The sequence below is a fragment of the Bacteroides sp. 3_1_23 genome (assembly GCF_000162555.1).
Lineage (GTDB): Bacteria > Bacteroidota > Bacteroidia > Bacteroidales > Bacteroidaceae > Bacteroides > Bacteroides ovatus.
In genome coordinates, this window is record NZ_GG774954.1 from 525,899 (window position 1) to 544,267 (window position 18,369).

Below are 18,369 nucleotides of genomic sequence, written 5' to 3' on the forward strand. Positions count from 1 at the left end.
CTTGTTTCTATATAATATTGGTTTATTCGTCGGAAATTAATAAGAAGCGAGGGAGGGGACGGGGCAGGATTCGTTCCCGCGTATTTCACCCTGTTTCCCTTTTCTGTATTTTTGTGTCAGATAAATCATTGCTAAGGTGAACGCAAAGGTGCAGACGATTCCTACTGTCCCTGCCATCGTATTGTAGAACTCCAGCCAATTCAAATCCGGGTTGAAACATTCTTTCACTACCAATACCACCACTGTGCCTGTGTAGCCGATGGAATCGACCATCGCTATGAAGAAACCTACATTTCCCTTGATGCGGAAACAGGCGATGAAGCGGTCGAAGAAAATGGTTTGAAAGCTCAAGTAGGAAAAATAGAGGCAGAGGCTCTGGATAAATAACCACACGAGCGGAGAAAGTTGCAGGGTATGGTAGTTGAATGCCACAGTGCTAAGTGTGATTGCTCCCGCAATGACAAGGGTCAATAGAACGGAAAGTACTTTGATGTGGCTTTTCATCACTGCCAAGGTGGCGAAAATGGCCAGGATAATCAGTGTGACTACACCGTCCACTTTGGCGAATACCCACGGGGAAAGTCCGGCGGCATTGACGTCTATGATTTTCACCAGAAAGTCTTCCTTGACATCTTGCAAAACGGTGAGAAAGAGGTTGGCGAAGAAAAGCAGTGTCAATATGGGAGCAAAGCTGCGGAACAGGTTCCAGCGTTGTTGTTTGTTGAGAGTGACACGTTCCACACGCAGTGCTTTGTCTTCGGCAGTCGGTTTGGGCAGGTGATCGAGGATATAGCCCAGTCCTGCCAGCAAGGGCAATGCTACCGCACCGATCAGTGCAGGCATCCAGAATTCACTGACATGCAGGGTGTCGACAACGAAAAGTCCGATGGATTTGGCTGTGCCGCTACTGACTGCGATACTAAGTCCGAAAAGGGAAGCGAGCAGATCCGTCACCCGGCGTCCTTCGAGGAAGCTGAAGATGACTCCCCACATACAGCCAAGCGACAGTCCGTTGAAGAACAACGCCAACACATTGAACGGGCGGGGTAGGCATCCGAAAAGAACCAAAGAGAGTTCGGCCACTAAAATAGAAACAAGAATGAATTTCAGGCGGCCTTCTCTCTTCAGTTCGGAAATAAGTTTGATCCCGATAAACTTGGATACCATATATCCGAATATCTGGATGATGCTGGTGGCTATCTTATAGTCCATACCAAATAGTTCCATGCCGTCGAACGTGGCAGCGGTGAACGGTTTGCGTAGTGCGTAGACTAATGAATAGGATAGCAGTGCCGCTCCTCCCGCATAAAGGATAAAGAGTAAATCGGAAAGTTTCTTTTGGGCCGAAGGCGACAGTTTTTCTTTGAAATTCATAATGCTATTTTTTTGTTTCCGGTGCAAAAGTAGGGTGTCGGAGCGAACGAAAAAATGAATTTCAATGAATCATATTGTATATATGAGCCTTTAAGTGTACTGAAATATTAATGTAATATTCATGCAATACAAACATAATACCTTAGTCATTCCTTTGCAACGGAATCAATTAACAAACCGAAAAATCATGGACGAACTTACGGATATTTATAAAAGAATAGAGTACCTGCGCAACAACGGGGTGAAGATGAAAGAAATTGCCGACCGGGTGGATATGGCTCCGAGTGTGTTGTCTGCTTTGTATTCGAGTGTGCTTCCCGCTTATATCGACTTATTGAAAACACGCACACCGGACGAGGCGCTGGATGAAGCTTTGGCACTGGTGAATAATGTTTCCAAGAAACGCTTATTAAATAATGTGGGATCGGTGAGGCTGTTGCTTCAGGAGATGGAGCCGGACGTGCAGAGCGAGGCGGAGAATGGCAACTCTTTTATCAAGTTGCTGGGGAAAGAGGCGAAGGAGTCTGTGCAGGAGGTGTATAATTATAGCGGTATGTATCTTAGTTACAGTTTGTCGTCTTCTACGGATAGCTTGAAGATCGAGCCGTACATGATTTGTGCTTCCGAGAATAATGAGTATGTGAAGGTGGGGATGATTAATGCGTATAAGTCGGTGCATTGGGGGAGCGGGATTATCAGTAATCATCAGAACTCTTACCTGATGTTCAACGAAAGGGATTTGCCACAGTTTGCGCTGGTGACTATTTACCTGCAACTTCCGCATTATGAGTTTCCGAATATGCTGAAAGGGCTTTATCTCTGTCTGGACTACAATCATAATCCGATTGCGCGTCGTATTGTACTGGTGAAACAGTCGGATAGTACGGATGTTAATCAGTTTCTGGAGATGGAAGGGTGTCTGGTTCCGCGGGCGGAATTGACTCCGGAATTGGAGGTGTACTATAATTATACGTGTCAGGAGGGAGATTATATCAAAACGTGCACGGTGCCTTCACCTAAGTTGGATGAGACGGATTTGGAGAGAGAGAAGAAGATGTTGAAGATTTAAAGACAAACAACAATAAAAAAAGATCCCGGATGAAAATTGGTTTTTAAAACCTTTTTCATCCGGGATGATTCTTTTTATATGTTTTCTCTATCTTTCTATTGTTATATTCGCTAGAAGAAGAATCGCAAAATATCATTGAAGTTAGCCCATATCAACAGACCGAAGAGCAGAATCATACCGGTCATTTGGGCGTATTCCATAAACTTGTCGCTCGGTTTGCGGCGGGCTATCATCTCGTAGAAGAGGAAGAGCACGTGGCCACCGTCTAATGCGGGGATAGGGAGGATGTTCATGAAAGCCAGGATGATGGAAAGGAAGGCTGTCATATACCAGAACTGGTGCCAGTCCCAGGTAGCGGGGAAGATGCTGCCGATCGTTCCGAAGCCGCCCAGCTGTTTGGCTCCTTCTTTTGAGAAGAGGTATTTCATGTTTCCTACATAGCCTTTCAGGGTTTTCACACCGAGGGAGACACCTGCGGGGAAGGATTCAAAGAAAGCATATTCTTTTTTTACCATAGGGAGCAGACGGTCTGTGACGAGACAGGCGGTTACACCCATCAGGTAGGCGGAGTCTACACGCATACTTAGCGTGTCTGTTGCACCGTTACGCACATAAGTCAGCGTGATTAGACGCGGATCTATGCTGTCTTTGAGCAGGGTTGCTTCGTTTTTCTTACGTTCTGCCATCGCTTCTTTGAAGTCGGAGAAAGAGATCGGTGTTCCGTTCAGGGCGATGATGCTGTCACCTGCCTGGATTCCTGCTTGTGCGGCAGGAGAGTTCACCATTACGCTGTCTATAACGTACGGGAAACGGTAGGAGGCGAAGCGGACACTGTCTGCCAAGAGGCGTTGCATCAGGTCTTCCGGGATATAGACGGAGGCTTTTGCCCCGTTACGGATGACGCTTACTTCGCGTGCATCGGCAATCTGGCTCAACATGTCGCCGTCATAACGTTCGAAAGGAACACCGTCGGCAGAAAGGAGGATATCACCGTCCTGGAAACCTACCGCTTTGGCAGTCTCGTTGAATTCCATACCAAGAGGGGCTTCCTGTACCTTTATATATTGGTCGCCCCATGCAAAAAGAATCATGGAGTAGATGAACAGTGCCAACAGGAAGTTGAACAGTACGCCACCCACCATTATCAGCAGACGTTGCCACGCCGGCTTGGAACGGAACTCCCACGGTTGTTCGGGTTGTTTCATCTGTTCGGTATCCATCGACTCATCAATCATGCCGGCTATTTTGACATAACCGCCCAATGGCAACCAGCCTACTGCATACTCTGTGTCACTTTTCTTGGGTTTGAACTTAAAAAGGGTGAACCAAGGGTCAAAAAATAAGCAGAATTTTTCTACACGCACCTTAAACAAACGGGCAAAAAGAAAATGCCCGCCTTCATGAACGATAACGAGCAAGGATAAGCTCATAATCAATTGCAGGGCACGAATCAAAAATGTTTCCATATAGTCTATTTACAGTTTAAAGCCTTCAACTAATTCTCTACCGAAGAGAGGATATAAAGGCTATTTTCAATTTATATTAATACTAATCAATTTCTTTATTTTCTTTGTTCATCAATGGGATGAAGCGGATCATATCAGACTGGCTGCTATTTTCCTTGCTTCCGCATCCGTAGCTACATAATCGTCGTATGTCGGATTGGCGATGAAGGCAACCCGTTCCATTGTTTTCTCTATTACGTCGCTCATGCCGAGGAAGCTGATGCCGTCTTTCAGGAAAGAGGCTACCACTACTTCATTGGCAGCATTGACGATACAGGGCATATTCCCTCCGCGGTACATCGCTTCGTAGGCGAGTGCCAGGTTGCGGAACCGTTTCGTATCGGGTTGCTCAAACGTCAGATTCGTGCATTGGGAGAAATCGAGTCTGTCGAAAGAAGAGCTGATACGGTCGGGGTAGGAGAATGCGTACTGGATGGGCAGGCGCATATCTGGCATCCCAAGTTGTGCCTTGACAGCTCCGTCTTCAAACTGCACCATCGAGTGGATGACTGATTGCGGATGCACCACCACTTCGATCTGGCTGGGCTGAACACCGAACAACCATTTGGCTTCGATCACCTCAAAACCTTTATTCATCATGGAAGCGGAGTCGATTGTGATTTTTGCTCCCATTTCCCAGTTGGGATGTTTCAAGGCTTGCGTCTTTGTGACGGATTTCAGCTGTTCCAAGGTGCAAGTGCGGAACGGACCTCCGGAGGCTGTCAATATCACTTTCTCGATCGGGTTACCCACTTCTCCCGCTAAACACTGAAAAACAGCAGAGTGTTCAGAGTCTACCGGCAGAATCGGAGTGCGATATTGTTGTGCCAACTGATTAATCAGTTCGCCCGCTACTACCAATGTTTCTTTATTGGCCAACGCAATCGCTTTCTTGGCGCGGATGGCGTTGATGGTTGGTTTTAGTCCGGCATAACCGACCATGGCTGTCAACACCATGTCGATGGGGCCTGCTTCTACAATCTGACAGATAGCGTCTGTGCCTGCGTACACTTTGATAGGCAGGTCGCTCAATGCTTCTTTCAGTTCGGAATACTTTTCTTCGTTGGCTATCACTACCACTTCCGGCTGGAACTTCCGTGCCTGGGCAATCAGTAGTTCCACGCGGTTGTTGGCTGTCAGCGCATAGGCTTCGTACAGGTCGGGATGTTCTTCGATGACTTGCAGAGCCTGCGTCCCGATGGAGCCTGTTGAGCCTAGGATAGCTATTTGTTTTTTCTTTTGTTAGTCTCTATATTCATTTTTCTATTATCACTTAAAATACGATGTATTTTTCGGGATTTACCGGATGACCTTTATACCAAAGTTCGAAATGGAGGTGCGGCCCTGTACTAAGTGTGCCGCTGTTTCCTACCAGAGCGATGGCTTCCCCTCCTTTCACGCGTTCACCTTCCTTTTTCAGGAGGGAGCCGCAGTGTTTATAGATTGAAATTAAATCCTGGTTATGTTGTACGCCAATCAGATAACCTGTCTCGGCGGTGTATGTACTTAGGATGACGGTCCCGTCCATGGTTGCCAATACACTTTCGTTGGGATTGGCGGCGATGTCGGTGCCGTAATGTTTCTTCTCGGCATTGAAGTGGTCGGACACCATACCTCGTGTCGGACGGTATAAAATGAGTCCGGTCACGTCCGGTTGGGAAGTGATGGAGGTCAGGTTATATTTTTCATTCTCTTCATACTGACGGCGGAATTCTTCTTCCCGTTTGGTACGTTCCATCAGTGTGTCTTCGCGGGCAGTGGTCAGTGAATCGAGTGTCTGCACGCTGTCGATGGATACTTTTCCACTGAAGATATCCTGAATGTTCATGATGTAAAGATTCTGCTTGTTGAGCACTTGTTGTAAAGAGTCTACACGCAGGGCATTGTCCACGATTTGTGTACGGACTTCACTGTTCATGTATCCGGGGAGGTAGTTGCGCAGCGGGGTGAAGGTGATGATGCAGGAAGCGATCAGGAAAAGTACCGCCAGCACGCAAAGTAATACGGAAAGTCCATTGAGCTTGGATACGCGAAGTCCGACAATTTCTTCAAGTGTATTTTCATTAACGATCGTTAGTTTATACTTGAACTTGAAATTTTTCCAGAAAGCTTTACTTCGTCTTCTCTTTGGCATCTCGGGTATTTACTGTTTTTACTATTTACTATTTACTATTTTCAGTGGATGAGCGGCTCATCGTTTGATTCGTTCTCACCGGTCATCTTCCAATTCCTCCAGATTGAGCAACCCTTCGGGAAGTTCCACCGTGATGAGTTTCTGTTTCTGGTCTATTCCTACGATAAATTCCTCCTGGGCGGGAACGAGCAGTTCCTCTTCTTCCGCTCCTTCAACCACGAAAAGGGTGTTTACCGTAGTGGTATCTACATCTATGACTTCTCCCAGAAGTCCGTGATGGATGTCTTCCATTTGGAAACCGATGAAGAAGTTCCAGGATAATTCGCCATCTTCCGCTTCTTCGGCGTGTTTCACGGGGAAGTAGACTTCAATGTTGGTGAACATTCGGGCACGTTCGGCACTGTCGACTCCTTCCAGTTTCACCAAGGCGGTGGAGTCTGAACGGAAGCGGTATTCTTCGATGAAGAAAGGCACGAAAATGCCATCGAGCAGGCATATCAGGTAATCACAGTCCACACGGTCGAAAATATCGTCCGTGAAGGTAAATTGCAATTCGCCGTGGATGCCGTGCGGTTTATTGAATAATCCTATCTTGTATACTTCTTCTTTCTTTATCATATCCGGGTGATTCTGGCTCCGATAGCGTTCAGACGTCCTTCGATGTTCTGATAACCACGGTCTATCTGTTCGATGTTACTAATGGTACTGGTGCCTTCGGCGCTCATGGCGGCAATCAGAAGGGCGATACCGGCACGTATATCCGGTGAAGTCAGGCGGGCACCGCGCAGCTTGAAGCCGTGGTTGTGTCCGATGACTACGGCGCGGTGAGGGTCGCAGAGAATAATTTGTGCACCCATGTCGATCAGCTTGTCCACAAAGAACAGGCGGCTTTCGAACATTTTCTGATGGATCAGTACGCTGCCTTTGGCTTGTGTGGCTACAACGAGCATCACACTTAGCAAGTCGGGAGTCAGTCCCGGCCAAGTGGCGTCGGCTATCGTCATGATGGAGCCGTCGATAAATGATTCTATCTGGTATGTTTCCTGTGCGGGAACGTAAATATCGTCTCCTCTTTGTTCGAGCTTGATGCCCAGACGGCGGAAGCTCTCGGGGATGATTCCAAGATTTTCGTAAGAAACATTCTTGATGGTAATTTCGCTTTTCGTCATTGCCGCCATGCCGATGAAGCTGCCCACTTCAATCATGTCGGGCAGTACGGTGTGTTGCGTGCCGTGCAGTTCTTCCACGCCTTCGATGGTGAGCAGGTTGGATGCGATACCGCTGATTTTGGCTCCCATCCGGTTGAGTAACCGGCAGAGTTGTTGCACGTAGGGTTCGCAGGCGGCATTGTAAATGGTGGTCGTACCTTTGGCAAGTACGGCTGCCATGACGATGTTGGCTGTTCCGGTGACAGATGCTTCGTCCAGTAGCATATAGCTTCCCTGAAGTCTGTCGGCCGTTATTTCGTAGATACCCCGCTCTTCGTCGTAGCGGAAGTCGGCCCCTAAATTCTGAATACCTACAAAGTGAGTGTCCAGACGGCGGCGACCGATTTTATCTCCTCCCGGCTTGGAAATCAATGCCTTGCCGAAACGTGCCACCATGGGACCTATAAGCATCACAGAGCCTCGCAGACTGGAACATTTCTTTAGGAATTCATCGCTTTCCAAATAAGCCAGGTCTACATTTTCTGCTTTAAAACTATAAGAATCAATGCCTTTCTTTGCAACCGTCACTCCCATCTCCCGCAAGAGCTGAATCAGGTTGTTGACATCAAGAATGTCAGGTATATTGTTCACCGTCACTTCCTCTGCGGTCAGCAACGTGGCACAGATTATCTGCAAAACTTCGTTTTTAGCTCCTTGCGGGTGGATTTCTCCGCTAAGCCGATGTCCTCCTTCGATTACAAATGAAGCCATTAATTTTTTTAGTATTAAGTATAAAGTGTTTTAGTATCTTCTTTTATTGTTTTGACGATTGTTGGTATAGTTCGTCTTCGGACGGTAGTTCTGATTCAGGCGTTCTGCCATCAGCCGGACGATATCGTCGGTCATTTGGAGTTCCCCGTTAGACAGTTCGTATAGGTCTTCGGCAATCTTTTTGTCGTCCACTGTATCTTTGTTCCATGCCAGGTAATCCTTTTTCATGTGGTTGCAGATAAGGGCAATCAGGTTTCTCTTTTCGTTTCCTTCAGGGAATTCGATCGCTTTTTTTATCAGTACTTCCAGCGTATGTCCGTAGTGACGGTAACGCATACGGGCAGTGGAGTAGGGGATATGGTCCGGGCGGGTCACCAGATTGTCCTTGCGGATGATTTCATACGGATAGTCAATATCCAGCTCAAAACCGGACATGATAGCCAGGTGGTCCCAAAGCTTGTGCTTGAAATCGGGTACATCACGCAAATGGGGGAACATATTTCCCATAATGTTGATGATGGTGTTGGCACAACGCTGACGTTCTGCACGATCCTGAATGGTCAACGCATAATCTACCATGTTCTGGATGCTACGTCCGTATTCGGGAAGCGGCATTCTTTTCTGTTGAGTATTGTATTGCATTTGTTAAATTAAAATTGAGAATTAAAAATTAAAAAATTAAAGAAGCTTTTTCGGCATGGAGGCAACGAATTCTTTCAGGTAGAAAGGTTCGAAGTAAGCCACGTCTTTATAGTCTTCATCGGCCACTGCTTTTTCTGCCAGTGGGAACATCATTTTAGCCAACGGATGGATATTGTCGATAAAATGTGCGTTCGGATGCGTGATCTGTTCGCGGCATTTGTCGGCTCCGTTTCCAAAGAAATAAACCGGTTGTTCGTTCAGGAACTCCAGGTAAGAGTTCTCATCTACGATGTCGGCGGCAACTGTACGTTTCACTTGTAGACGACGGTCATAGACGGCTGCATATACTTCCATGCGGCGGGCGTCGATCATCGGACAAAGCAAAGCGTTTTCGGGCAAGTCGTGATACAACAGCACCGGAACACTCAATACTTCCAGCGTCGGGATACCGATCAAGGGGATATTGCGCCCGTAACAAATTCCTTTCGCCATAGAAACCCCGATTCGGAGTCCGGTGTACGAACCCGGTCCGCAACTCACTGCAACGGCATCCAAAGGGATGGCATGACTGTCTATGAACGACAATGCTTCATCTACAAAAACTCCTAAAGACACGGCGTGTGAAGGGCCTTGCAAGTCTTCTTTCACAAAAATCGTCTGTCCGTCTTGACTGGCCGCTACCGAGCAAACAGAGGTAGAGGTTTCAATATTCAGTATACACGACATAAAAATCAGCTTATTAAATTGTCGCAAATTTACATGATTATTTCCAATTCTTAAAATATTCGTGTACTTTTGCACAAAACTTTAAGGTTATGATACAGTCTATGACAGGATACGGTAAAGCTACGGCCGAACTTCCTGATAAAAAAATAAATGTAGAAATCAAGTCGCTCAACAGCAAGGCAATGGATTTGTCCACTCGCATCGCTCCGGCGTATCGTGAAAAAGAGATTGAAATCCGTAATGAGATTTCTAAAGTTCTGGAACGTGGAAAAGCTGACTTCAGCCTGTGGATAGAGAAGAAGGAGGGTGCGGATGCTGCTCCCATCAATAAGGATGTACTGAAAAGTTATTATAGCCAGTTGGATTCGATAAGCCGCGAACTGGGGATTCCTTGTCCCGCACCGGAAGACTGGCTCCAACTATTACTCCGCATGCCGGACGTGATGACGAAAACGGAAATCCAGGAACTGACGGAAGAGGAATGGAGCATGGTGCATGCTACCATACTTGAAGCCATCAGTCATTTGGTCGATTTCCGCAAACAGGAGGGGGCTGCATTGGAAAAGAAATTCCGTGAGAAGATTGCCAACATCAACAGTTTGCTCGAACAGATTGCTCCTTACGAGAAAGAACGTGTAGAGAAAGTGAAGGAACGCATCACTGATGCTCTCGAAAAGACGTTAAGCGTAGACTACGACAAGAATCGTCTGGAACAGGAACTGATTTACTACATCGAAAAACTGGATGTCAACGAGGAAAAACAACGTCTTAGCAACCATCTGAAATATTTCATCAGCACGATGGAAAGTGGTAGCGGACAGGGTAAGAAGCTTGGTTTTATCGCCCAGGAAATGGGTCGGGAGATCAATACGTTAGGCAGCAAGTCCAATCATGCTGAAATGCAGAAGATCGTAGTTCAGATGAAGGATGAACTGGAACAGATTAAGGAACAGGTGCTGAACGTGATGTAAAACAGTATCTATCATTTTTAATTCTTAATTCTTCATTAAACTTATGACCGGTAAGCTAATTATTTTCTCTGCTCCGTCGGGTTCGGGCAAATCTACTATAATCAATTATCTGCTGACGCAGAATTTGAATTTAGCGTTTTCAATTTCTGCTACCAGCCGTCCTCCGCGTGGAACGGAGCAGCATGGGGTTGAATATTTCTTCCTTACACCGGAAGAATTTCGTCAACGCATTGAGAACAACGAATTTCTGGAGTATGAGGAGGTGTATAAGGACCGTTATTACGGAACGCTGAAAGCGCAGGTAGAAAAGCAATTGGAAGCGGGTCAGAATGTGGTGTTTGATGTAGATGTGGTTGGCGGATGCAATATCAAGAAGTTTTATGGTGATCGTGCGTTGTCGGTGTTTATCCAGCCGCCTTCGGTGGAAGAATTACGCTGCCGGTTGGAAGGACGCGGAACGGATGCGCCGGAAGTGATTGAAAGTCGCATCGCTAAGGCGGAATATGAATTGGGTTTTGCTCCGCAATTCGATTGTGTGATTGTCAATGACAATTTGGAAACAGCTAAAGCGGAAGCTTTGAAAGTTATCAAAGAGTTTTTGGAACAATGAATAAGCAGAAAACCGGAATCTTCAGCGGATCATTCAATCCGATTCACATCGGACATCTTGCTCTAGCCAACTACCTTTGCGAGTATGAAGGATTGGATGAGATCTGGTTTATGGTGAGTCCGCAGAATCCTTTGAAAGCACAGGAGAAGTTATGGAATGATGAATTACGTCTCGAACTGGTAAAGTTGAGCATCAGTGACTATCCTCGTTTTCAGGCTTCAGATTTTGAGTTTCATTTGCCTCGCCCCTCATATAGCGTATATACGTTGGAGAAACTGCGTGAGGCATTTCCCGATCGCGAGTTTTATTTCATTATCGGTTCCGATAATTGGGAACGTTTTGGATATTGGTATCAGTCCGAACGTATCATTAAAGAGAATCAGATTCTTATTTACCCCCGTCCCGGCTTTCCCGTCAAAGAGGAGGAATTGCCGGAAACGGTGCGTCTCGTTCATTCTCCTGTATTTGAAATCAGTTCTACTTTTATTCGAGAAGCACTGGATGCAGGGAAAGATGTTCGATACTTTGTGCATCCAAAGGCTTGGGAGGCTATCCAGTTTACTCCGTTAATCGATGAAGAGTAATAACGATGATTTCCGCCGGAGCGCCGACACGGATTGGTAATTTGGAGGTTCCTATTCCGTTTGTTATAATCAAAGGTATTTTTGCAGAATTATATGCCAGTCCGGTGATGAAACGATTGCCATAGTGTGAGTTAAGTGCCGGGGCAACTCCGAATACACGGACTTGTCCGCCGTGGGTGTGTCCTGCCAGGGCAAGGTCGGTGTTAGCTACTGAAACATCTTCGATGTAATCCGGAGTATGAACCAGTAAGATGACAAAATCTTTGGGAGAGAGTGCCAGAGTAGGCGATACTCCGTTGCGCCCCAGATCAAAAGGATTGCGCACTCCAGCGATAATGATCTGCTGCCCGTCTTTACGAAGCGTATCTACTTCATGTTCTAACGGACGCATGCCGTAATGTTTCATTGTATTCACAATATCGTCGTGGCAACGTTCGTAGTCGTTATTGCCCATTACCCCATAAGTGCCCATCGGTGTTTTTACGCGTGCCAGTGCGGAAAACAAAGGTTCCACATATTCACAACCTTCCTGATAGTCACCACCCATTAGAAGCACATCAGCCTTTTGAGCAATCAGCAGGCGGACAAGGTCGTTCAGACCTTTCTCTTTCAGCAGACTTTTGTAGTGTAAGTCGGAAATGAAAGCGATACGGAAACCTTCAAAGGCTTCGGGAACATCGCGGTGTGTAAAGTCATATTTTACTACACGGTCCACTCCGGTATAGACAGAAGATACATCTACGCTGGAAGAAGTGATTTTTGTTCCCCGCAGTACCAGATCCGACGATTCGTGTGTATCGGTAGAAGTCTTTTCCTTTGTATTCTGCTTTTTGTTTTTGGAAACATTCAGCTCTTTGAGTTGCGAGTGGTCGGGGGAGAATAACCCGGCTATGGCATTAGCCGTATCCGGATAAATAGAATCTGAATTTAAAACAGGGCGTGGCAAGGTAGCCACCATATTCTTTTTCGACTTACAGGAAACCAGCAAAAGCAATGTCAACAGGATAACAGGGTAGATTGTTTTTATTTTCTTCATCTTCTCTTAGTTTGAAGTTTTTCGGGGTGCAAAGATACGAAAAATCATGTATCTTTGTCCGTCAAAACTATTTATAATATATTAAAGTATGGAAGAAGTAAAGCGTAACTCGCTACAAGCATGGATATTAGCTGCACGTCCCAAAACGCTGACAGGGGCCATAACTCCGGTTATGATAGGTACTGCTCTTGCTGCAATGGACGGACGTTTTCACTGGTTGCCTGCACTGATCTGCTGTCTGTTTGCAAGTCTGATGCAAATTGCCGCTAATTTCATCAATGACCTTTTCGACTTCCTCAAAGGAACAGACCGGGAAGACCGGTTAGGCCCCGAACGTGCTTGTGCGCAAGGATGGATTTCTCCGCAAGCGATGAAAACCGGGATTGTTATTACAGTTGCTCTTGCCTGCCTTATCGGCTGTACGTTGCTCTTCTTTGCCGGGTGGGAATTGATTATCGTAGGAGTGCTTTGTGTGTTATTTGCTTTTCTTTATACCACCGGTCCTTATCCTCTTTCTTACAACGGTTGGGGCGATGTATTGGTGATTGTCTTTTTCGGCTTTGTACCTGTAGGCGGAACATATTACGTACAGGCGCTAACCTGGACACCGGATGTCACTATCGCCTCTTTAATCTGCGGACTGCTTATCGATACATTGTTGGTAGTCAATAATTATCGTGACCGCGAAGCGGATGCACGCAGTGGAAAAAGGACAGTGATCGTTCGTTTCGGCGAGAAATTCGGTCGCTATTTTTATTTGATGCTGGGGATTACCGCTTCTCTTCTCTGCTTGTGTTTCCTTCGTGAAGGTCATTTCTACGCCGCTTTTCTTCCGCAACTTTATCTGATCCCTCATTTCCTTACCTGGAAACGGATGGTGAAAATATACAGCGGTAAAAAATTAAACAGCATATTAGGCGAGACTTCGCGTAATATGCTGCTTATGGGTATTCTTATTGCAATAGGAATGTTGATAAATTGAGAATCATTTCCCGTACATCTTTTCGTAGTAACCCTGATAATCTCCGCTGGTAACTTCTTCCACCCAAGCTTGGTTGGCTAAATACCATTCGATTGTCTTTACGATACCGACCTCGAATTTAGTTTCGGGATACCATCCTAAGGCATTTGTTATCTTGGTGGGGTCGATAGCATAACGTTGGTCGTGTCCCAGACGGTCCTTAACGAAAGTAATCAGATCTTCGTTGATCCATTCGATCGAAATATCTCCGTTTTCGTCTTTCACTTTCTTTTTGAGAACCTGACGATATTCGGGATTTTCTGCCATCAGACGGTGGATAGTCGAAATTGTCAGTTTCACGATTTCGAGGTTTGTTTTCTCGTTGTGTCCACCAACGTTGTACACTTCTCCGTCTTGACCTTCACGCACAACGAGGTCGATTGCTTTGCAGTGGTCTTCCACATAAAGCCAGTCGCGCACATTGCTACCGTCACCGTAGACGGGGAGATGCTTTCCTTCGAGGATATTCTTGATAATCAACGGAATCAATTTTTCCGGGAAGTGGTACGGACCGTAGTTGTTGGAGCAACGGGTAATCGTTACCGGCATTTTATAAGTGTCGTGGTAAGCCATTACCACCATGTCTGCACTTGTCTTAGAAGCACTGTATGGGCTGTGAGGACAAAGCGGAGTTGCTTCAGTGAAATACCCTTCGGCTCCCAATGAACCATACACCTCATCGGTAGATACCTGATGATAGCGTACACCTTTTCTCCAGGTCGGATATCCTTGTTCGTCTTTCCCCATCACCCATGCACGGCGTGCACAATCCAGTAAGTTCTGTGTTCCGAGAATGTTGGTAATCAGAAACAGCTGCGGATTTTCAATGCTGCGGTCCACATGGCTCTCGGCAGCGAAATTCACCACATAGTCAAAACGATACTCAGCAAAAAGACCGTCTACCACATCGCGGCTACAAATGTCTCCTTTGATAAAGACACAGCGTTCGTTGTCGATGTCTTTGGCAATCGTTCCTAAGTTACCTGCATACGTCAAAGCGTCCAATATCACGACTTTGATGTCGTTATGTTTGGCTAAGATGTACTTGATGTAATTTGCCCCGATAAATCCTGCGGCACCGGTCACTAGATAAGTTTTCATATTTTATTCTTTATGTTGATTTTAGGATTGTTTAGCCAATTCGATAAGGTACTTTCCATACTCGGTTTTTTCGAGCTGTTGACCCAGTAGAAGCAACTGCTCCGTCGGAATCCATCCCTGACGCCAGGCGATTTCTTCAATACAGCTGACGTAAAAACCTTGGCGGTTCTGAATAGTGGCCACGAAGTTGGAAGCTTCCAGCAGACTGTCGCAGTTACCCGTATCGAGCCATGCAAATCCGCGTCCGAAGAGTTCCACTTTCAATGTACCTTCTTCCAGATACAGACGGTTCAAGTCTGTTATCTCATACTCTCCACGTGCTGAAGGACGAAGAGCCGCTGCTTTTTCCGTCACACTGGCATCGTAGAAATAAAGTCCCGGAACGGCATAATTGCTTTTCGGCACTTCCGGCTTTTCTTCCAGTGAAATCACTTTTCCCTGTTCGTCAAATTCCACTACACCATAAGCGCGCGGGTCTTTCACGTAGTAACCGAAGATGCAGGCGCCCTTTTCTATATTGGCAGCCCGGCGGAGCATGGCGGAAAAGCCCTGTCCGTAAAACATATTATCCCCAAGAATCAGACAGCCCGGTTCGCCGTTCAGGAAATCGGCTCCCAATACGAAAGCTTGTGCCAGTCCGTTAGGTTGTTCCTGAATTTTATAGGAGAAAGACATACCCAGTTCCTCACCCGTTCCCAACAAGTCGCGGAACATCGGCAAATCGCGTGGAGTCGAAATAATCAACACTTCGCGTATTCCTGCCAACATAAGTGTTGACAACGGATAATAAATCATCGGCTTGTCATACACAGGCATGATTTGTTTGGAAATCGCTTTAGAGAGCGGATAAAGTCGGGTGGCACTACCACCGGCTAGAATAATTCCTTTCATGTTCGTCTGAGTTATTCATTAACTGCGTGCAAAGGTCGGAAAGAATTCCGACGTGGCAAAATTTTAAAATAATTTTTCAATCTGGCAGGAACATTTATTTTATTTGTCCGCCAATTCGATGACTTCCAAGTCCTGAAAGGCCCCCTGGTTGATAACAAAACGTACCAAAGTCCGTACTTTGTGGAAACCGGACATGCCGGCAGCTCCCGGATTAATATGCAACATATCCAGCGTTTTATCATATTTCACCTTTAATATATGAGAATGTCCGCTGATAAAAAGTTTGGGCGGACGTGTCATCAGACTGCCGATGATGGAAGGATCGTATTTCCCCGGATAACCGCCGATATGTTTAATCAGCACTTCTGCACCATCTACCGTGAAACGGTTTATTTGCGGATACAGCTTTCTGATTTCCTGTCCGTCAATATTTCCATATACCGCCCGGAATGGACGGAAGGCGGCTAACCTTTCCGCTACTTCCAGCGAACCGATGTCTCCGGCATGCCAGATTTCGTCACATGGTTCAAAATATTCCAGATATTTCTCGTCCCAGTAAGCGTGAGTATCAGATAATAATCCAATTCTTGTCATAAATTTCTTTGTTTAATCCCACAAAGATACTATATTTGGAAAAATCTTAAAGCACATGGAAAGCAAATATAATTATTTCAAGCGAGATATTAGTTGGCTCTCATTTAATTATCGCGTATTGTTGGAGGCTCTGGACGAGCGTCTACCGCTCTACGAACGTATCAACTTCATCTCTATCTACTCTTCCAACCTCGAAGAGTTTTACAAAATCCGTGTAGCCGACCATAAAGCTGTTGCCTCCGGCGCTACGGAAAGTGATGAAGAAACTGTACAATCCGCCCGCGAACTGGTAGAAGAAATAAATAAAGAAGTCACCCGCCAGCTGGATGACCGTGTACGCATTTATGAAGAGAAACTACTACCTGCCCTGCGCAAGAATCACATCATCTTTTATCAGGACAGACATGTAGAACCGTTCCACCAGCAGTTTATTAAAGACTTTTTCCGGGAAGAAATTTTTCCCTACCTGCAGCCTGTGCCTGTATCCAAAGATAAAATAGTCTCCTTCCTGCGGGATAACCGCCTTTACCTGGCCATACGAGTCTATCCGAAGAAAGAAGGAAATGAAGGAACTACCAGTCTGACAGAATCCCGGCAACCTCTTTACTTCGTGATGAAGCAACCCTACGCCAAAGTGCCCCGCTTCATCGAACTTCCATCCCGCGAGAAAAACCATTACCTGATGTTTACCGAAGATATAATCAAGGCAAACCTCAACCTTATTTTCCCCGGCTACGATGTTGATTCCAGCTACTGCATCAAAATCTCCCGTGACGCTGACATATTGATTGACGACACCGCCAGCAGTGCCGACCTTGTCGCTCAACTCAAGAAGAAAGTGAAGAAACGTAAGATCGGTGACGTCTGCCGTTTCGTCTACGACCGTGGTATGCCTCATGACTTTCTGGACTTTCTGGTAGACGCCTTCCATATTCAGCGTGATGAACTTGTCCCCGGCGACAAGCACCTGAATCTTGAAGACCTGTGTCATCTTCCCAACCCGAACAAATCTCTTCACAGCCTCGAAAAGCCGAAGCCAATGAAGCTGACCATCCTCGACGAAAAAGAATCTATCTTCAACTACGTTGCCAAGAAGGACCTGTTATTATATTACCCTTATCACTCTTTCGAGCACTTCATCCACTTCCTGTATGAAGCCGTGCACAACCCGGAAACCCGTGAAATCATGGTAACCCAATACCGCGTAGCTGAAAACTCCGCCGTCATCAACACCCTGATAGCCGCCGCCCAAAACGGCAAGAAAGTCACCGTATTCGTGGAACTGAAAGCCCGTTTCGACGAAGAAAACAACCTTGCCACGGCCGAAATGATGCAAGCCGCCGGCATTAAAATAATATACAGCATACCCGGTCTGAAAGTACACGCCAAAGTAGCCCTTATCCGCCGCCGCGGACTGAACGGTGAAAAAATACCCAGCTACGCCTATATCAGCACCGGTAACTTTAATGAAAAGACCGCCACCCTCTACGCCGACTGTGGCCTTTTCACCTGCCGCCCGAAGATAGTGGCCGACCTCTATAACCTCTTCCGCACCCTGCAAGGAAAAGAAGACCCGAAGTTCACCACCCTTCTTGTCGCCCGTTTCAACCTCATCCCCGAATTGAACCGCCTGATTGATCGGGAAATCGCCCTCGCCGACGAAGGCAAACAAGGCCGTATCATCCTAAAAATGAACGCCCTCCAAGACCCCGCCATGATTGACCGTCTCTACGAAGCCTCCGAACACGGCGTACAAATAGATCTCATCGTCCGTGGAATCTGTTGTCTTATCCCCGGACAGTCATACAGTCGTAACATTCGTGTCACCCGTATTGTAGACAGTTTCCTCGAACACGCCCGCATCTGGTACTTCGGCAACGACGGCAAACCCAAAGTCTTCATGGGCTCCCCCGACTGGATGCGTCGTAACCTCTACCGCCGCATCGAAGCCATCACCCCCATTCTCGCCCCCGACCTGCGTGACAGCCTCATCGAAATGCTTAATATCCAGCTCGCCGACAACCAAAAAGCCTGCTGGGTAGACGACAACCTGCGAAATATATTCAAAAAAAGAGCGCCCGGCACCCCCGCTGTACGAGCCCAATACACCTTCTATGACTGGTTAAACAAAACAAATAACTAAAAAACAACCAACTAATTAACTAACATAAGAATCCCATACCCGTGTCCTG

18 protein-coding genes are annotated in these 18,369 nt (G+C 46.4%); 6 read left to right on the top strand and 12 right to left on the bottom strand.

From position 1 onward, the window contains the following. Positions 1-36: 36 nt before the first annotated feature. Complete coding sequence (locus HMPREF9010_RS06805) at positions 37-1,374, bottom strand: DUF5690 family protein (protein WP_004296790.1); 1,338 nt, start codon at positions 1,372-1,374, stop codon at positions 37-39. A 187-nt stretch (positions 1,375-1,561) separates the two neighbouring features. On the opposite strand from HMPREF9010_RS06805, the gene HMPREF9010_RS06800 reads away from it, so the two are divergent. Continuing rightward, positions 1,562-2,443 (top strand): hypothetical protein, encoded by an 882-nt coding sequence (locus HMPREF9010_RS06800; RefSeq protein WP_008998748.1) that lies wholly within the window; start codon positions 1,562-1,564, stop codon positions 2,441-2,443. A gap of 110 nt (positions 2,444-2,553) precedes the next feature. Here HMPREF9010_RS06800 and rseP read toward each other — a convergent pair whose 3' ends face one another. From rseP to tsaB, 7 genes are all read right to left on the bottom strand, one after another. Next, positions 2,554-3,909, bottom strand: a complete 1,356-nt coding sequence (gene rseP / locus HMPREF9010_RS06795) for an RIP metalloprotease RseP (RefSeq protein WP_004296792.1) — start codon at positions 3,907-3,909, stop codon at positions 2,554-2,556. Between the two features lie 129 nt (positions 3,910-4,038). Next, positions 4,039-5,175, bottom strand: a complete 1,137-nt coding sequence (locus HMPREF9010_RS06790) for a 1-deoxy-D-xylulose-5-phosphate reductoisomerase (RefSeq protein ID WP_032852842.1) — start codon at positions 5,173-5,175, stop codon at positions 4,039-4,041. A gap of 46 nt (positions 5,176-5,221) precedes the next feature. Beyond that, complete coding sequence (locus HMPREF9010_RS06785) at positions 5,222-6,082, bottom strand: M23 family metallopeptidase (RefSeq protein WP_004296794.1); 861 nt, start codon at positions 6,080-6,082, stop codon at positions 5,222-5,224. 75 nt (positions 6,083-6,157) lie between these two features. Then, positions 6,158-6,700, bottom strand: coding sequence for a ribosome maturation factor RimM (gene rimM, locus HMPREF9010_RS06780; RefSeq protein WP_004296795.1), 543 nt, complete (start codon positions 6,698-6,700; stop codon positions 6,158-6,160). After that, positions 6,697-8,001 carry a UDP-N-acetylglucosamine 1-carboxyvinyltransferase gene (murA, locus tag HMPREF9010_RS06775; protein WP_004296796.1) on the bottom strand — a complete coding sequence of 435 codons (1,305 nt, stop codon included), beginning with the start codon at positions 7,999-8,001 and terminating at the stop codon, positions 6,697-6,699. The genes rimM and murA overlap by 4 nt, the downstream gene beginning before the upstream one ends. A gap of 30 nt (positions 8,002-8,031) precedes the next feature. Beyond that, positions 8,032-8,643, bottom strand: coding sequence for a DUF4290 domain-containing protein (locus tag HMPREF9010_RS06770; RefSeq protein WP_004296797.1), 612 nt, complete (start codon positions 8,641-8,643; stop codon positions 8,032-8,034). Positions 8,644-8,679: 36 nt separating this feature from the next. Beyond that, a complete protein-coding gene (tsaB, locus tag HMPREF9010_RS06765) occupies positions 8,680-9,369 on the bottom strand; it encodes a tRNA (adenosine(37)-N6)-threonylcarbamoyltransferase complex dimerization subunit type 1 TsaB (protein WP_032852843.1) in 690 nt (229 codons plus the stop codon). An 89-nt stretch (positions 9,370-9,458) separates the two neighbouring features. On the opposite strand from tsaB, the gene HMPREF9010_RS06760 reads away from it, so the two are divergent. From HMPREF9010_RS06760 to nadD, 3 genes are read left to right on the top strand one after another with little or no spacing between them, the layout of a single operon-like run. Continuing rightward, positions 9,459-10,340: a YicC/YloC family endoribonuclease gene (locus HMPREF9010_RS06760; RefSeq protein WP_008650391.1), complete on the top strand. Its 882-nt coding sequence runs from the start codon at positions 9,459-9,461 to the stop codon at positions 10,338-10,340. A gap of 43 nt (positions 10,341-10,383) precedes the next feature. Next, the gene (gene gmk / locus HMPREF9010_RS06755) at positions 10,384-10,950 is read left to right on the top strand and encodes a guanylate kinase (protein ID WP_004306884.1); all 567 of its coding nucleotides are present in this window, start codon (positions 10,384-10,386) and stop codon (positions 10,948-10,950) included. Further along, on the top strand, positions 10,947-11,534 hold the full coding sequence (nadD, locus tag HMPREF9010_RS06750; protein ID WP_004326037.1) for a nicotinate (nicotinamide) nucleotide adenylyltransferase: 588 nt from the start codon (positions 10,947-10,949) through the stop codon (positions 11,532-11,534). Before gmk ends, nadD begins: the two co-directional genes overlap by 4 nt. On the opposite strand, the gene HMPREF9010_RS06745 is transcribed toward nadD, so the two are convergent. Continuing rightward, a complete protein-coding gene (locus HMPREF9010_RS06745) occupies positions 11,509-12,570 on the bottom strand; it encodes a metallophosphoesterase (RefSeq protein WP_004306886.1) in 1,062 nt (353 codons plus the stop codon). The genes nadD and HMPREF9010_RS06745 overlap by 26 nt on opposite strands. Before the next feature lie 88 nt (positions 12,571-12,658). On the opposite strand from HMPREF9010_RS06745, the gene HMPREF9010_RS06740 reads away from it, so the two are divergent. Further along, a complete protein-coding gene (locus HMPREF9010_RS06740; protein WP_008650392.1) occupies positions 12,659-13,552 on the top strand; it encodes a 1,4-dihydroxy-2-naphthoate polyprenyltransferase in 894 nt (297 codons plus the stop codon). 3 nt (positions 13,553-13,555) lie between these two features. Here HMPREF9010_RS06740 and rfbB read toward each other — a convergent pair whose 3' ends face one another. The 3 genes from rfbB to HMPREF9010_RS06725 all read right to left on the bottom strand — a co-directional run bounded on the left by rfbB (position 13,556) and on the right by HMPREF9010_RS06725 (position 16,177). Then, positions 13,556-14,692, bottom strand: a complete 1,137-nt coding sequence (rfbB, locus tag HMPREF9010_RS06735; protein ID WP_004296805.1) for a dTDP-glucose 4,6-dehydratase — start codon at positions 14,690-14,692, stop codon at positions 13,556-13,558. Between the two features lie 21 nt (positions 14,693-14,713). Further along, positions 14,714-15,583: a glucose-1-phosphate thymidylyltransferase RfbA gene (gene rfbA / locus HMPREF9010_RS06730; RefSeq protein ID WP_004296806.1), complete on the bottom strand. Its 870-nt coding sequence runs from the start codon at positions 15,581-15,583 to the stop codon at positions 14,714-14,716. A 99-nt stretch (positions 15,584-15,682) separates the two neighbouring features. Continuing rightward, entirely contained in the window at positions 15,683-16,177 is a 495-nt protein-coding gene (locus HMPREF9010_RS06725; RefSeq protein ID WP_008650393.1) for a metallophosphoesterase family protein, read from the bottom strand. Positions 16,178-16,232: 55 nt separating this feature from the next. Here HMPREF9010_RS06725 and HMPREF9010_RS06720 point away from each other — a divergent pair, with 55 nt between their 5' ends. Next, a complete protein-coding gene (locus tag HMPREF9010_RS06720) occupies positions 16,233-18,320 on the top strand; it encodes an RNA degradosome polyphosphate kinase (RefSeq protein ID WP_008650394.1) in 2,088 nt (695 codons plus the stop codon). The last annotated feature ends 49 nt before the right edge of the window (positions 18,321-18,369 follow it).

Bases quoted from the DNA above. Each gene is read 5' to 3' on its own strand.
- HMPREF9010_RS06805 (WP_004296790.1), bottom strand. From the start codon at position 1,374: ATGAATTTCAAAGAAAAACTGTCGCCTTCGGCCCAAAAGAAACTTTCC.
- HMPREF9010_RS06800 (WP_008998748.1), top strand. From the start codon at position 1,562: ATGGACGAACTTACGGATATTTATAAAAGAATAGAGTACCTGCGCAAC.
- rseP (WP_004296792.1), bottom strand. From the start codon at position 3,909: ATGGAAACATTTTTGATTCGTGCCCTGCAATTGATTATGAGCTTATCC.
- HMPREF9010_RS06785 (WP_004296794.1), bottom strand. From the start codon at position 6,082: ATGCCAAAGAGAAGACGAAGTAAAGCTTTCTGGAAAAATTTCAAGTTC.
- rimM (WP_004296795.1), bottom strand. From the start codon at position 6,700: ATGATAAAGAAAGAAGAAGTATACAAGATAGGATTATTCAATAAACCG.
- murA (WP_004296796.1), bottom strand. From the start codon at position 8,001: ATGGCTTCATTTGTAATCGAAGGAGGACATCGGCTTAGCGGAGAAATC.
- HMPREF9010_RS06770 (WP_004296797.1), bottom strand. From the start codon at position 8,643: ATGCAATACAATACTCAACAGAAAAGAATGCCGCTTCCCGAATACGGA.
- tsaB (WP_032852843.1), bottom strand. From the start codon at position 9,369: ATGTCGTGTATACTGAATATTGAAACCTCTACCTCTGTTTGCTCGGTA.
- HMPREF9010_RS06760 (WP_008650391.1), top strand. From the start codon at position 9,459: ATGATACAGTCTATGACAGGATACGGTAAAGCTACGGCCGAACTTCCT.
- gmk (WP_004306884.1), top strand. From the start codon at position 10,384: ATGACCGGTAAGCTAATTATTTTCTCTGCTCCGTCGGGTTCGGGCAAA.
- nadD (WP_004326037.1), top strand. From the start codon at position 10,947: ATGAATAAGCAGAAAACCGGAATCTTCAGCGGATCATTCAATCCGATT.
- HMPREF9010_RS06745 (WP_004306886.1), bottom strand. From the start codon at position 12,570: ATGAAGAAAATAAAAACAATCTACCCTGTTATCCTGTTGACATTGCTT.
- HMPREF9010_RS06740 (WP_008650392.1), top strand. From the start codon at position 12,659: ATGGAAGAAGTAAAGCGTAACTCGCTACAAGCATGGATATTAGCTGCA.
- rfbB (WP_004296805.1), bottom strand. From the start codon at position 14,692: ATGAAAACTTATCTAGTGACCGGTGCCGCAGGATTTATCGGGGCAAAT.
- rfbA (WP_004296806.1), bottom strand. From the start codon at position 15,583: ATGAAAGGAATTATTCTAGCCGGTGGTAGTGCCACCCGACTTTATCCG.
- HMPREF9010_RS06725 (WP_008650393.1), bottom strand. From the start codon at position 16,177: ATGACAAGAATTGGATTATTATCTGATACTCACGCTTACTGGGACGAG.
- HMPREF9010_RS06720 (WP_008650394.1), top strand. From the start codon at position 16,233: ATGGAAAGCAAATATAATTATTTCAAGCGAGATATTAGTTGGCTCTCA.